12 protein-coding genes are annotated in these 12,753 nt (G+C 60.2%); 6 read left to right on the plus strand and 6 right to left on the minus strand.

Annotated elements, in window-relative coordinates; translation table 11 throughout:
* Positions 1 to 63: 63 nt before the first annotated feature.
* The 5 genes from AAGF34_RS01640 to AAGF34_RS01660 all read left to right on the plus strand — a co-directional run bounded on the left by AAGF34_RS01640 (position 64) and on the right by AAGF34_RS01660 (position 5,007).
* Positions 64 to 372 carry a DUF485 domain-containing protein gene (locus tag AAGF34_RS01640; protein WP_342618896.1) on the plus strand — a complete coding sequence of 103 codons (309 nt, stop codon included), beginning with the start codon at positions 64 to 66 and terminating at the stop codon, positions 370 to 372.
* Positions 369 to 2,183, plus strand: coding sequence for a cation acetate symporter (locus AAGF34_RS01645; RefSeq protein WP_342618897.1), 1,815 nt, complete (start codon positions 369 to 371; stop codon positions 2,181 to 2,183). Before AAGF34_RS01640 ends, AAGF34_RS01645 begins: the two co-directional genes overlap by 4 nt.
* 204 nt (positions 2,184 to 2,387) lie before the next feature.
* Positions 2,388 to 3,122 (plus strand): tetratricopeptide repeat protein, encoded by a 735-nt coding sequence (locus tag AAGF34_RS01650; protein WP_342618898.1) that lies wholly within the window; start codon positions 2,388 to 2,390, stop codon positions 3,120 to 3,122.
* A gap of 31 nt (positions 3,123 to 3,153) precedes the next feature.
* On the plus strand, positions 3,154 to 4,578 hold the full coding sequence (locus AAGF34_RS01655) for a trypsin-like peptidase domain-containing protein (RefSeq protein ID WP_342618899.1): 1,425 nt from the start codon (positions 3,154 to 3,156) through the stop codon (positions 4,576 to 4,578).
* 69 nt (positions 4,579 to 4,647) lie between these two features.
* Complete coding sequence (locus AAGF34_RS01660) at positions 4,648 to 5,007, plus strand: FlxA-like family protein (RefSeq protein WP_342618900.1); 360 nt, start codon at positions 4,648 to 4,650, stop codon at positions 5,005 to 5,007.
* A gap of 7 nt (positions 5,008 to 5,014) precedes the next feature.
* On the opposite strand, the gene phaZ is transcribed toward AAGF34_RS01660, so the two are convergent.
* Positions 5,015 to 6,235 carry a polyhydroxyalkanoate depolymerase gene (gene phaZ / locus AAGF34_RS01665; RefSeq protein WP_342618901.1) on the minus strand — a complete coding sequence of 407 codons (1,221 nt, stop codon included), beginning with the start codon at positions 6,233 to 6,235 and terminating at the stop codon, positions 5,015 to 5,017.
* Between the two features lie 131 nt (positions 6,236 to 6,366).
* On the opposite strand from phaZ, the gene AAGF34_RS01670 reads away from it, so the two are divergent.
* Positions 6,367 to 7,023, plus strand: coding sequence for a glutathione S-transferase (locus AAGF34_RS01670; RefSeq protein WP_342618902.1), 657 nt, complete (start codon positions 6,367 to 6,369; stop codon positions 7,021 to 7,023).
* Between the two features lie 9 nt (positions 7,024 to 7,032).
* Here AAGF34_RS01670 and AAGF34_RS01675 read toward each other — a convergent pair whose 3' ends face one another.
* From AAGF34_RS01675 to AAGF34_RS01695, 5 genes are all read right to left on the minus strand, one after another.
* The gene (locus tag AAGF34_RS01675; RefSeq protein ID WP_342618903.1) at positions 7,033 to 7,455 is read right to left on the minus strand and encodes a cupin domain-containing protein; all 423 of its coding nucleotides are present in this window, start codon (positions 7,453 to 7,455) and stop codon (positions 7,033 to 7,035) included.
* Between the two features lie 73 nt (positions 7,456 to 7,528).
* Positions 7,529 to 8,155, minus strand: a complete 627-nt coding sequence (locus tag AAGF34_RS01680; protein ID WP_342618904.1) for a LysE family translocator — start codon at positions 8,153 to 8,155, stop codon at positions 7,529 to 7,531.
* A gap of 1 nt (position 8,156) precedes the next feature.
* A complete protein-coding gene (locus AAGF34_RS01685) occupies positions 8,157 to 10,064 on the minus strand; it encodes a methyl-accepting chemotaxis protein (protein WP_342618905.1) in 1,908 nt (635 codons plus the stop codon).
* A 209-nt stretch (positions 10,065 to 10,273) separates the two neighbouring features.
* Positions 10,274 to 10,927, minus strand: a complete 654-nt coding sequence (locus AAGF34_RS01690; protein WP_342618906.1) for a 3'-5' exonuclease — start codon at positions 10,925 to 10,927, stop codon at positions 10,274 to 10,276.
* A complete protein-coding gene (locus AAGF34_RS01695) occupies positions 10,927 to 12,753 on the minus strand; it encodes a DUF294 nucleotidyltransferase-like domain-containing protein (RefSeq protein WP_342618907.1) in 1,827 nt (608 codons plus the stop codon). The genes AAGF34_RS01690 and AAGF34_RS01695 overlap by 1 nt, the downstream gene beginning before the upstream one ends.

Raw genomic sequence — 12,753 nt, forward strand, 5'->3', positions numbered from 1 at the left:
GCGCCGTGTGTTGACAAGACACATTCATTCCAACCCATTTCCATTAACCAAGAGGAGACCCACATGAGTGATCCGGTGGTCGACAAAATTCAAAAGAATCCGAAGTACCAAGAGCTTCGACGCAAACGTTCCGGCTTCGGCTGGACACTCACCTTGCTGATGATGGTGGTGTACTACGGCTACATCGCGCTGATCGCGTTCAACAAGCCCTTCCTGGCACAACCCATTGGCGCTGGTGTCACCACCCTGGGCATCCCGATTGGCATGGGCGTGATTGTGTTCACGGTCTTGATTACCGCCATCTACGTACGCCGTGCGAACAGCGAGTTCGACGCACTGACCGCAGAAATTCTGAAAGACGCATCCAAATGAGCAAGGTCCAAAAAACTCTCGCCTCGCTGCTGATGCTGGCAGTTGCCGGTTCGGCGTTTGCAGCCGGTGGCGATCTCGGTCAGGTCGACAAACAGCCCACCAACTGGGTTGCGATCACCATGTTTGCCGTGTTCGTCGTGGGCACGCTCTTCATCACCAAATGGGCAGCAGCCAAGACCAAGTCCGCCGCTGACTTCTATACCGGTGGCGGTGGCATCACCGGCTTCCAGAATGGTTTGGCGATTGCAGGCGACTACATGTCTGCCGCTTCCTTCCTGGGTATTTCCGCTGCCGTGATGGCCACCGGCTATGACGGCCTGATCTACTCCATCGGCTTCCTGGTGGGCTGGCCTGTGGTCACCTTCCTGATGGCAGAGCGCCTGCGCAACCTGGGCAAGTTCACCTTTGCCGACGTGGCCGGTTACCGCTTTCAGGCAACACCCATCCGCGCCTTTGCCGCCTCGGGCACGCTGGTGGTGGTGGCCTTCTACCTGATCGCCCAGATGGTGGGTGCAGGTGCGCTGATCAAGCTGTTGTTTGGTCTGGAGTACTGGATGGCGGTGGTGATCGTCGGCGCGCTGATGATGATTTACGTGCTGTTCGGTGGCATGACTGCCACTACGTGGGTGCAGATCATCAAGGCCTGCATGCTGTTGGCCGGTGTGACCTTCATGGCATTCATGGTCATGGCGCAATTTGGCTTCAGCCCGGAAGCGCTGTTTGCCAAGGGCGTAGAAGTGCGTACCCTGATTGCCGGACACGCCAAGGACGCCGCTGTGGCCGCCGCCGCAGCTGCAACCGCCTCTGCGGCCACACCGGAAGCCGTCAAGGCCGCCGGCGAAGCCGCTGCCAAGGCGGTCGCCATGGACCCCGCCAAGATCGGTCTGGCCATCATGGGCCCAGGCGGTTTTGTGAAAGACCCGATCTCCGCCATCTCCTTCGGTATGGCGCTGATGTTTGGTACCGCCGGTCTGCCCCACATCCTGATGCGCTTCTTCACCGTGCCCGATGCCAAGCAGGCACGCAAGTCCGTGTTGTGGGCCACCACCTGGATCGGTTACTTCTACGTGCTGATCTTCATCATCGGCTTTGGTGCCATCACCCTGGTGCTGACCAACCCTGAATTTTCCAACGTCGTCACCGGTGTCATCAAAGGCGGCGGCGGCTCGGCCAACATGGCTGCGGTGCTGGTGGCTAAGGCGGTGGGCGGCAATGTGTTCTTCGGATTCATCTCCGCCGTGGCCTTTGCGACCATTCTGGCCGTGGTGGCCGGCCTGACCTTGTCCGGCGCATCGGCGGTGTCCCACGACATCTACGCCACGCTGATCAAGAAGGGCAAGGCCGACAGCGCCTCCGAGCTACGCGTGTCCCGCGTCACCACCGTGGTGCTGGGCATTGTGGCGGTGGCTCTGGGCATTGCCTTCGAGAAGCAGAACATCGCGTTCATGGTGTCGCTGGCCTTCGCCATCGCCGCATCGGCCAACTTCCCGGTGCTGTTCATGGCTGTGCTGTGGAAAGACTGCACTACCAAGGGCGCAGTGATCGGCGGCTTCATGGGACTGATCTCCTCGGTCGCACTGACCGTGGTTTCCCCTTCCGTGTGGGAAGCCACCCTGGGCAACCCAAAGGGCTCGGCCTGGTTCCCCTACACCTCGCCTGCGCTGTTCTCCATGGCCATCGCGTTCGTAGGTATCTGGCTGTTCTCCATCATGGACCGCAGCGCCAACGCCGCCAAGGAACGCGCTGCGTTCCCCGCGCAGCAAGTGCGCTCCGAAACCGGACTGGGTGCATCCGGAGCTTCCGGTCACTAAGCCGTTGTCTGGCGCGACCTGCGGGTTGCGCCCCGCATGAAAAAGCCGGGCTTCATGCCCGGTTTTTTATGGGCGTGATTTACCCGCCATTTCTTCGCTTAGAACCGCCATTTGTAACAAGCGCCTTACAAGAACGATATACGGGGGCAACATTGCAGACGAATAATGGAACAGTGAAAAAAGTTCCACCATCACCGTAAGACCATGGATATCAGCCACGTCGAAAAATGCATCCGTGTCCTGGGTGAGGTATCGCGGGCGATTGCTGTCCAACAGAACGCTTCGGCGCGCGCCCTGGAAGATGGCCTGTCCTGCATCAAGGCACAGGGTGTGTTGATTGAATATGCCTCCGCCATGGCGGCACAGCATCGTGCCGAAAAGCACCCCGCGCACCACGACGCCAGCCACAAGCCGGAGTCGCACTCCTTCAAGGACTATGTATTCCGTGGCTCCCGCTCGGCGATGGAACATTTTTACAGCGGCAACCACCATATGGAGTGCCAGGAATACGCAGACGCCATCGGCAGCTACGACGCAGCCATAGAGCAGAACCCATCCATCCCGGAGTTCCACTTCAACAAGGGCAATGCACTGGCCAAGACGCAAAGCTATTCGCAAGCCATCCTGTGCTACGACCTGGCAATTGCTCTGCGCCCCGACTATGCGGTGGCCTATGCCAACCGCGGCAACTGCCTGTATGAAGCCCAGCGCTTTGAAGAGGCCGTCGAGAGTTTCAATGCGGCGGCCATTCTCAACCCCGGCTTGGCCAACGCCTACCTGGGCAAGGGCAACGCGCTGGTGCGTCTACAGCAGTTCGAGGCTGCGGTGCACGCCTACGACCTGGCAAAAGCGCAGGACCCGATGCTCATTGAGGCCACGTACAACAAAAGCATAGTCCTGGAGCTGATGCTCCTGGAAAGCCAGCCCAAGCAGGCTTAGGCGACTTCATTTTCCAAAAAGACCAACACCCTTGCATAGAACCTTTTCTCTGCCCGTCATCGCACGGGCACTGTTTGCAGCCATGGCGCTGCAAACCATTCCAGCCATTGCACAAGTCCGGGACGGACTTCCCGACGTTGCCGGCATCGCCGCCAAATACGGTCCGGCCGTGGTCAACATCAGTGTGAGCGGCACGCGCCAGATCTCCACCTCACCCCCATCGCCCGGCGAAGACAGCAAGGGCGAATCCGATGACACCGCCGCGGCGCAGGAGTTCTTCAGGCAGTTCCAGCAGCAGTACGGCAACCTGCCGGCGCAGATTCCCGTACCGGTTCAAAGCGCAGGTTCGGGCTTCATCATGTCTTCCGATGGCCTCATTTTGACCAACGCACACGTGGTCAAGAATGCGCAGGAAGTCACGGTCAAGCTCACCGACCGGCGCGAATTCATTGCGACCGTGGTGGGTGCCGACGCGGTATCCGACGTGGCCGTGCTGAAGATACCGGCACACGATCTCCCCACCATCAATGCCCAGAACACCCGCCCCACCAATGTGGGCGACTGGGTCATGGCCATAGGATCACCCTTTGGCTTTGAGAACACCGTGACCGCAGGCGTGGTCAGCGCCACCAAGAGGCAGGTCCGCAGCGAGAGCAATGCGCCCTATATCCAGACAGATGTGGCCATCAACCCTGGCAACTCCGGTGGACCGCTCATCAACATGAGTGGTGAGGTGATCGGCATGAACGCCATGATCTACTCCAGAACCGGCGGCTTCCAGGGCCTGTCCTTCGCCATACCCATTGATGTGGTGCGCAACATTGCCCAACAGATCATCAGCACCGGCACGGCCCAGCACGCCCGTCTGGGCATGGGCGTGCAGGAGGTCAACCAGCTGCTGGCGGAAGCCTTCCACCTGCCCCGACCCATGGGCGTGCTGGTGGATGACATTGAGTTTGGCGCGCCTGCATTCACAGCCGGGCTGCGCACAGGCGACATTGTCCTGAACGTCAATGGCAGACCGATTGAGGCCTCGGTAGACCTGCTGGAGGCACTGGAGCTTGCCAAGCCCGGGGATCGCGTGGAAATCGCGTACTGGCGGGACGGACAGACCAAGAAAGGCTTCGCCAATCTGGCAGGCGCCAAACCCGCACCCAAGCCAGTGGAAAACACGCTTGCAATGGTCACACTGCCCCGTCTGGGTCTGACCGTCAGACCGCAACGTCCAGACGAAAAAGAAAAAGACAGTGCGGACTTCGGATGGGTGATCGAAAAGGTCGATGCGTCGGCCTCCAGGGCCGGATTCCTGGTTGGTGATCTGCTGCTCGCCATCGGAGGCCGACCGGTCCCCTCGGCGGAGCAGATGAAGGCCTCCGCACAGGACGGAAGCAAACCGGTTGCACTGCTGATTTCGCGCGCGGGAACCAGGATGTTCCTGGCCATGCACCTGATTTGAATCAAGGCTTCTGTACCAAGAAGGAGATTTTTTACTTAACAATCTGACTTGCATGCCGATACATCAGGCATGCAAGTCACCAGTTCAACCTCCTCCACGACGTCCACTGCTTCTGGCTCGAGTGCCAGCAACAGCCAGATCGCTCAGCTACAGAGGAAGCTGAAAGATCTGACCCAGCAGCTCAAAGACCTTGCGACGTCCAACATGGACGCCAAAGCCAAGCAGAAGAAGGCGGAGCTGTTGCAGGCACAGATCGAGGCGATCCAAGCCCAGATTACGGCCATCCAGAACCAGAAGCAGCAAGTGCAGATTGAAAAGGCCAACAAGGCAAAGGCCGAAAAAGACAAGGACAATGACAAGTCCAAGTCAAAAAACACCGGCGCTGCCGCCACAGCCACTTCCGGCTCCCACATCGACGTATTTGTCTGACAGTGACCTAACCGTTGCTGGCGTGTATGGAGTCCCTGACGCGGGGATAGATCTGCTGGTTCCACTTCTTGCCGCTGAACACCCCGTAATGCCCCACGCCGGTCTGCACATGGTGGTTTTTCAAATACGGCCGGATGCTGCTGCACAGGTCCTGGGCGGCCACGGTCTGCCCGACGGAGCAGATGTCATCGCGTTCGCCCTCCACCGTCATGAGCGCCGTGCGCCGTATCGCCCGCGTATTGACCAGGCGACCACGGTAGATCAGCTTGCCCAATGCCAGGTCATAGGTCTGGAACACCTTTTCGATGGTCTCCAGATAGAACTCGGCAGGCAAATCGTTGACCGCCAGGTATTCGTCATAGAAGGTCTTGATGGACAGCGCCTTGTCATGGTCCCCGTCCACCGTGTGCTTGTACATGTCGATGAAGGCCTGCTTGTGGCGCTCCAGGTTCATGCTCATGAAAGCGCTGAGCTGCACAAAACCGGGATACACGCGGCGCATGAAACCGGCATGCGGCAGCGGCACATGGCTGATGAGGTTCTTCTCAAACCACTCGATGGGTTTGCTGGTGGCCAGGGTGTTCACGCCGGTGGGGTTAACGCGGCAATCCACCGGGCCGGCCATCAGCGTCAGGCTACGCGGCTGTTTGGGGTTGTCATCCTCCGCCATGATGGCGGTGGCGGCCAGTGCGGCTACGCAGGGCTGGCACACGGCCACCACGTGGGTTCCGACGCCCACTTCCTCTATGAAGCGGATCATGTGGTCGATGTAATCGTCCAGACCGAAACCGCCTTGGGATAGCGGCACGTCGCGCGCATTGTTCCAGTCGGTAATGAACACATCATGGTCCTGCAGCAGGGTGCGCACCGTCTCCCGCAGCAGGGTCGCAAAGTGACCGGACAAGGGCGCTACCAGCAGCACCTTGGGCTGGTCGTCTGGCTGGGCACCTGCTTCTTTACGGAAGTGCAGCAAGCGGCCGAAGGGCATTTCCAGCACCGCTTCCTCCTGCACCGCAACGGCCTCTTCCTTGATCCAGACGGTGGATATGCCGTAGTCCGGGCGGCTGTGGGTGAGCCGCATGCGCGAATACACCTCCAGGGCTGCGGAGACACGGCGCGCCAGTCCGGAGCCTGCGCCCGCGAAACCAATGAATGAGCTTCCGATCTGCGACATCAGGCGCAACGGCGAGGTTGCATCGGTCTGGAACTGATAAGCCTGGTACAGCATGAATATCCTGGTCTCTTTTCCAACACAAAAGGTGCATCTGGAGATGGACAGGCAAGTTGCGGGCCAGAATTGCCGCCAGGCTGGCATAAGGCTTGCGGGTGGGCAACCGTCGCAAGTTGCAAGGAGACGTCATGGCCAAGGCAGTGTTAACCATCAGCAGCAAGAATTACGGCGCCTGGGCGCTGCGCGGCTGGCTGATGGCCAAGCTGGCCGGGCTGGAATTTACCGAGAAGGTCATCTCGCCGGACGATCCGGCCATGAAGGCGGAGATGCTGCTGCTGTCCTCCAGCATGCTGGTGCCATCACTACTGCACGACGGCATCAAGGTCTGGGACACCCTGGCCATTGGCGAGTACCTCAACGAGATCAAGCCCAAGGCCCAGTTGCTCCCCGCAGATGCCAAGGCGCGCGCGCACTGCCGCGCCATCTGCGGCGAGATGCATTCCGGCTTTGCTTCGCTGCGAGGCTCCTTGCCGATGAACATCAAGGGCAAGTTTCCGAACTTCAAGGTCTGGTCACGCGCGCAGGCCGATATCGACCGGGTCAAGGAAATCTGGACCGAGTGTCTGTCCACCTATAAAGGCCCCTTTCTGTTTGGCAAGCAGCCCACACTAGCCGACGCCATGTACGCGCCCGTGGTGGCCCGCTTCCTGAGCTATGACATTCCCATGGACAAGGTGTGCGCGGCGTACGCCAAGCACATCATGGCGCTGCCCGCCATGCAGGAGTGGGTGACTGCGGCATTGGCCGAGCCCGACGAAATCGACGAGCTCGATGCCGAGTTCTGAACCGCGCGCCTACTTCCAGGGTGTGGGCGCAGGGATCTCACAGACCGGTTCCACATCCACCGTCTTGAAGTCTGCTGGCGACACGATCTCCAGGTACTCCATGTCGGGTGAATAGTCGAACAGAAAGTGGCGTATGCCCGGGCGCTGGTGCACCACGTCACCGGCTTTGACCAGCGTTTCCTTGTCCTCGTACATGAAGCGGGCCCAGCCCTTGGTCATGATGACGATCTGAAAATCTGCTTCATGGCGGTGCCAGCCGGTGCCCACTTCTGGTGCCAGATTGGCTTTTACCAAGTGCGCAATCACTTTGCCGTTGGTTGCGTCGGCAATGCCCAGGTCCCGATACAGAAAGAAGTCGCGCAGACCACCCGACACAAACTCCGTGTCCGTCGGGTGCACATGGGAAAACTTGGTAGCGGTCTTGTCCAGCATGGTGAGCTCCTTGGGTGACAACAGCAAAAATGCTGCGTCGCACCAAGCACAATGTGTTCCACCCGCCGGGAGCTTATTCGCGCACTGTCGCCATCACCGCAGCAAAGCCGACAAAGATACCTCCGGTCACCCGGTTGAACACGCGCATCACCCGGGCCTGGCGCAGGTAGTGCGAGAGCTTGTGCCCGCTGACGGCGTAGACCAGATACCAGGCCACTTCCACCACAGCAAAGGTACTCAGCAGGATCGCAAACTGGCCGAGCTGTGGCAGCGCCGGGTTGAGAAACTGGGGGAAGAACGCCGCTGCGAACAGAATGGCCTTTGGATTGCTGGCAGCCACCAGTACGCCCTGGCGATACAGGTGTGCCGGGGGTTGCGCCGGCGCCGCGGTGGCTCCTGGCTCTGCCGCATCCGCAACCGGTGCGCGCCAACCCTGCACGCCCAGATAGGCGAGATAGGCCGCACCGGCCAGACGCATGGCATCAAACACGGCCGGAAAGGCATGCAGCAGCACGCCCATGCCGGCAGCCGAGATGCTCATCATCGCCAGCAACGAAGTCATGCAGCCACACATGGTGGCCACTGCGGCGCGCAGCCCGAACCGTGCACTGTGGCTCATCACCAGCAACATGTTGGGGCCGGGCGTGGCAGACACCACAAAAGTCATGGCCACAAACAGCCACCAAGTATGCAAAGTCATTTCACGCCACCCGGAATCGGGCGATTTCCTCAGTCAGTTTGTCGGCCTGGTTTTTCAGGGATTCGGCAGAAGCACTGGTCTCTTCGACCAAGGCTGCATTTTGCTGGGTATGCGAGTCCAGCTCGGTAATGGCACCGACCACTTCGTCCACCTTGGCAGTCTGGGTCCGTGTGGCCACTGCGATTTCGCTCAACAACAGATTGATCTGCTTGGCATTGGCCATCATCTGGGACATGTTGCGTCCTGCCCCTTCGACGACCTCGGCACCGGCAGTCACCTTGTCCACGCTGTTGGTGATGAGATCCTTGATTTCCTGCGCTGCCGTAGCGCTACGGCCAGCCAGGGCCCGCACCTCTGACGCCACCACCGCAAAGCCACGGCCCGACTCACCCGCGCGCGCGGCCTCCACTGCCGCATTGAGCGCCAGGATATTGGTCTGGAAGGCGATGCCATCGATGACGCTGATGATGTCCGCAATACGCTTGGAAGACTCCTGAATGTCGTGCATGGTGGCGTTCACCGAGGTGATGATCTTGCCGCCATTCTCCGCCACCTGGGCATTTTCCTGGGCCATGCTGGCGGCTTCCTGCGTGCGCTGAGCCGAGTGCCTGGTCTGTTCTCCGATCAGCGCCACGGCACCCGCCTGCTGCCCCAGGTTGGATGCGGCGGCCTCGGTACGCTGGGACAGGTCCAGGCTGGCGCGCGACACTTCGGCACTGGTGATGGCCAGCTCGCGCGCCGAATGGCGCACCCGGCGGATCAGCTCACGCATGGAGTCATACACCTGGTGCAAACCGTGGATCAACTCGGCGGGCTCGTCCCGGCCCAGCGGGTTGATGGGGCGGTTGCGCAAATCGCCACTGGCCAGATCACTCAGGTGCTCGCCCACCAGGGTCAGACCACCTTGCATCACCTTGTAGAAAGAGAGCATCAGGTAGAACGTCAGAAATAGGAACAGCGCCGGGAAAGCCAGCTCCAGCCGCATGGTCCTCCAGGTGCCGTCTATGCGCTCCTGCAGGCGAGATTCCAGGCGTTTTGCGACTTGCTGGTTCAACACCAGCTGTTTGTCCAGCGGGGGCGCCGAAACCGCTTGAAAGGCCTGCACCTCACCCTGCACCGTTTCACCCATGATCTGCTTGTTGACTGCTGCCATGAAGGCCTCACGGGTACTGTCCACCCCCTTCATGTCCATGGTGCTTGCCACTTCCGGATAGGTCTCTATGCCTTTGTGGTATGAGTTCTCGTAGATGGGGTCCACGTAGTCGATCAAAGTCAGGTAGCGCTCCATCATCCGGCGACGCTCAGGTGACAACGGCTTGCCTGCATCCTGCGACAGAGCCAGAGATCCCATCACCTTGAGTCGGGTCAGATATTCCAGGTACTGCGGCCCCACGACCACCGCCAGATTCATCGCGTGATAGGTGTCCAGTTGCGGGTCCAACGCCAGTTGCGAATCATCGCCCACGCTTACCAGCAGATCCAGACACGCATCCAGCGCAGCGGTGTAGGCCAGGAATGTAGCGTCCGCCGTATCCAATGTGGGCTTTCGCAGCAGCGGCTGGAGCGCCTTGTCGACCTTGTCGTAGGAACCTTTGGTCTCTTCACCCACCACAGCACCCGACTCACTATGCGCCGCCTTGACCTTGTCCAAAGATGCTTTCACGCGGTTTTGCTTGCCGCTGAGATCCGTGCCCTTGAGTACGGCCTCGGTTCGCATGTCGGACAAATCCTGCGCCAGGAGGTTGACCGCATTGACGTACGCCATACCCTGTAGTTCGGATTTGGCAACATCCACGTTGTCGACGTTGGCACGATAGAGCAGAAACAGAAGCCCGCTGATCGGAATGATCAGGGTAGCCAGTAGCCACGCGGCCTTGGCGGGGAAAGTCAGCCGGCGAAACAGGCGCACCCCTGGGGCTAGCCAACCGTGGTATGTGAAATAACCTGCCGATTGTGATTTATTGTTGTATGTCAACTCTTCCATTGGTGCCCTGCGCAAAAAAATGCCGTCTTCCCTGAATGCTTGTACGGCGCTCTTTGACGCCAGTCAACCTCGGATCGTAGCGGCTTTCCTCCACGGCACCGGCTTTGTCCCGTGTAGCCACTGCGAAATTCTTGCTACCCCTTGAGCTGCCGCAACTTCACAAAAGCCAGTGCCGCCATGACCGCATCGTTGAGCGCATCGTGGGCTTCACGCACCGGAAGCCCCAGGTCACACATCATGGTGTCAAAGCGCAGGTCGATCTGCGGCATGTCCTGTCGTGTATGGGCTGGCTGCTGGCGGAACTTGTAGTCGTAGTACAGGCCCGACACCTCGATTTTGGGTTGTGGCAAACCCTGGCCCAGCATGGGGAACAAGGCCTTGTTGATCATGGCCACGTCAAATTCCAGAAAGTAGCCCACCAGGGGGCGGCTGCCGATGAAGCGCAGCAGCTGCTTCATGGCCTCGTCAATCGACAGCCCCTGGGCCACGTCCTGCTCGCGCAGGCGGTGGATCTTCACGCTCTCGGCCGACACGCCACGCTCGGGCCGCACCAGCAACTCCAGCCGCTCGCTGGTCATGATGCGGTTGCCCACGATGCGCACCGCACCGATGGAAATGATCTCGTCCTTGCCCACGTTCAGCCCGGTGGTCTCGCAGTCCAGCGACACCCATTCGTTTTCGGGCGGCGGATCGAACATGAAGCGAAACTCCGGATGCCCCAGGTGGTAGATCAGCCACTCGCGCTTGAGCGCCGGCCACCAGCGTTGCGGCTGCAACAGGAGATTCATCACACGGCTTCCAGATGAAAGCGCAAACGCAGCAGACTCTTGAAGCGCTTGACCACACCCAGCGTGTCCTTGAGCAGGTCACGATCCAGGCTACTCAACTGATCTACCTGGATGGCACCGGTCACCGGTCTGCCGGTATCCAGCTCTGCCAGACCGGCCTTGAGCTTGAGGCCCATGAAGAAGTGCAGACTGTCTGTCAGGTCCGCCCCCATTTCGGCGGTGAGCACTTCCTGCGACACCAGCACGGCAATGCGTGCCGTGGTGCCGGTTTCCTTGACGCGCTGCGCCATGGCCAGGCTGCGCACGCCGTGCACCAGCGGGAAGATACCTTCCTTCTTGATGTTGAGATGGTTCGCCCCATCGCCCAGGCCCAGCAGTCGGTTCCACCAACCGGTGCCGCTACCAAAGGCATCGATGGCCGAGGCAAAGCGGTTCAACATGGCGTCGTTGTCGGTGGCCAGCGCGCTCAGCGCCTCCTGCACGGCATCCAGCAGATGGGCATCGCCACAGACGGCGTGGGCATCCATGAAGATGGCCAGCTTCATCAGGCTGTCGCCATCGGGCATGATCAGCCACTGGCGTGCCAAACGTGAAAAGTCGGCTACGGTGTGGCGCCAGTCCGCATTGCTCACCATGATGTTGCCCGGGCATGGCGGATAGCCAAAGCTGGCCAGCGCCTGCGAGAACTGCTCGCACAAGGCGGCCAGATTGTCCGGCGCCACGTAACCGTCGCGCAGCACCAGACCATTGTCCTGGTCGGTCTTGAGCAACTGCTCGCCACGGCCTTCGCTGCCCATGACAAACAGACAGCTGTTGCTGACCAGCTCTGGCGGCGCTATCAATTGCCAGGCACGCTCAAACAGGCGCGCGTTGAGCTGCTGCACCAGCTTGGCAATCAGGTTCACACGCGAGCCGCTACGGTGCAGCAAGGTGATCATGCGGGTGATCTGCGCGGCGGCCAGACTCAGGCCTTGCAGGTCCTTGGCCTCTTCGATCTTTTCGGTGATCAGGTGCGACTGGTTGGAGAGAAAACTGAACAGGTCCAGCGCTTCCAGGATTCCGACAATCGCACCGCTGTCATTCACCACCACCACGCGGTGCACCCGGTTGCGCAGCATCACGGCCATGGCGTCGCCCAACTGGTCGGATGCCTTGACCTCGATCAGCCTGAAGTTGGCCAGATCCCCCACCGGCAATTTGTCCAGCGGCCGCCCATCCAGAATCGCGCGCTGTATGGCCGTGGCGGTAAAAATGCCCAGCCGCTCGGGCTGGCTGCGACTGTCACGCACCAGCACGTTGGAGGTACGGTGCTCATGAAAGTGCCGCACGATGGACAGGATGTCGGTATCCACATCCACAAAATGTGCGGGGCGCAAAAAGGCCTCGTCCACGCGCGACATGGTGAGGCTTTGCAACTCATGCTGGCTTTGCCGGGCGGAGAGCGCGCTGAGCTTGTTGCTGAGGTCGGAAAACAGCAGCGCGCCAAAGGTGGCGTTGGCCGCAATCAGATCGCTGACGGCCTGCTTGGCCAGCTGGTAGGCCACCACTTCTTCTGCCGCCACAAACCGGCTGCTGACCTTGCCGGCAACCAGTCCGCGCCCGTCGAAGCAGTCTTCCGGCCCGTAGCTGGTCATGACCTCGCTGCCATCCATCTGGCTCACATAACCCTTGATGATGACAAACAGATGGGTGGGCGCAATGCCCACGTCCAGAATGGCGGCCCCTTTGGGGAAGTACACCACGTCCACACTGTCGCGCACCAGGCGCTGCTCTTCCTGCGTCAGGCAATCAAAGGGCGACGCATTGAAGTTGAAAGCATTGGGCAT

The organism is Rhodoferax sp. GW822-FHT02A01 (assembly GCF_038784515.1).
Classification (GTDB): Bacteria; Pseudomonadota; Gammaproteobacteria; order Burkholderiales; family Burkholderiaceae_C; genus Allorhodoferax.

What these genes read in the sequence shown, in the direction of transcription:
- AAGF34_RS01640 (WP_342618896.1), top strand. Translation starts at nt 64, where the DNA reads ATGAGTGATCCGGTGGTCGACAAAATTCAAAAGAATCCGAAGTACCAA.
- AAGF34_RS01645 (WP_342618897.1), top strand. Translation starts at nt 369, where the DNA reads ATGAGCAAGGTCCAAAAAACTCTCGCCTCGCTGCTGATGCTGGCAGTT.
- AAGF34_RS01650 (WP_342618898.1), top strand. Translation starts at nt 2,388, where the DNA reads ATGGATATCAGCCACGTCGAAAAATGCATCCGTGTCCTGGGTGAGGTA.
- AAGF34_RS01660 (WP_342618900.1), top strand. Translation starts at nt 4,648, where the DNA reads ATGCAAGTCACCAGTTCAACCTCCTCCACGACGTCCACTGCTTCTGGC.
- phaZ (WP_342618901.1), bottom strand. Translation starts at nt 6,235, where the DNA reads ATGCTGTACCAGGCTTATCAGTTCCAGACCGATGCAACCTCGCCGTTG.
- AAGF34_RS01670 (WP_342618902.1), top strand. Translation starts at nt 6,367, where the DNA reads ATGGCCAAGGCAGTGTTAACCATCAGCAGCAAGAATTACGGCGCCTGG.
- AAGF34_RS01675 (WP_342618903.1), bottom strand. Translation starts at nt 7,455, where the DNA reads ATGCTGGACAAGACCGCTACCAAGTTTTCCCATGTGCACCCGACGGAC.
- AAGF34_RS01680 (WP_342618904.1), bottom strand. Translation starts at nt 8,155, where the DNA reads ATGACTTTGCATACTTGGTGGCTGTTTGTGGCCATGACTTTTGTGGTG.
- AAGF34_RS01690 (WP_342618906.1), bottom strand. Translation starts at nt 10,927, where the DNA reads ATGAATCTCCTGTTGCAGCCGCAACGCTGGTGGCCGGCGCTCAAGCGC.
- AAGF34_RS01695 (WP_342618907.1), bottom strand. Translation starts at nt 12,753, where the DNA reads ATGCCCAATGCTTTCAACTTCAATGCGTCGCCCTTTGATTGCCTGACG.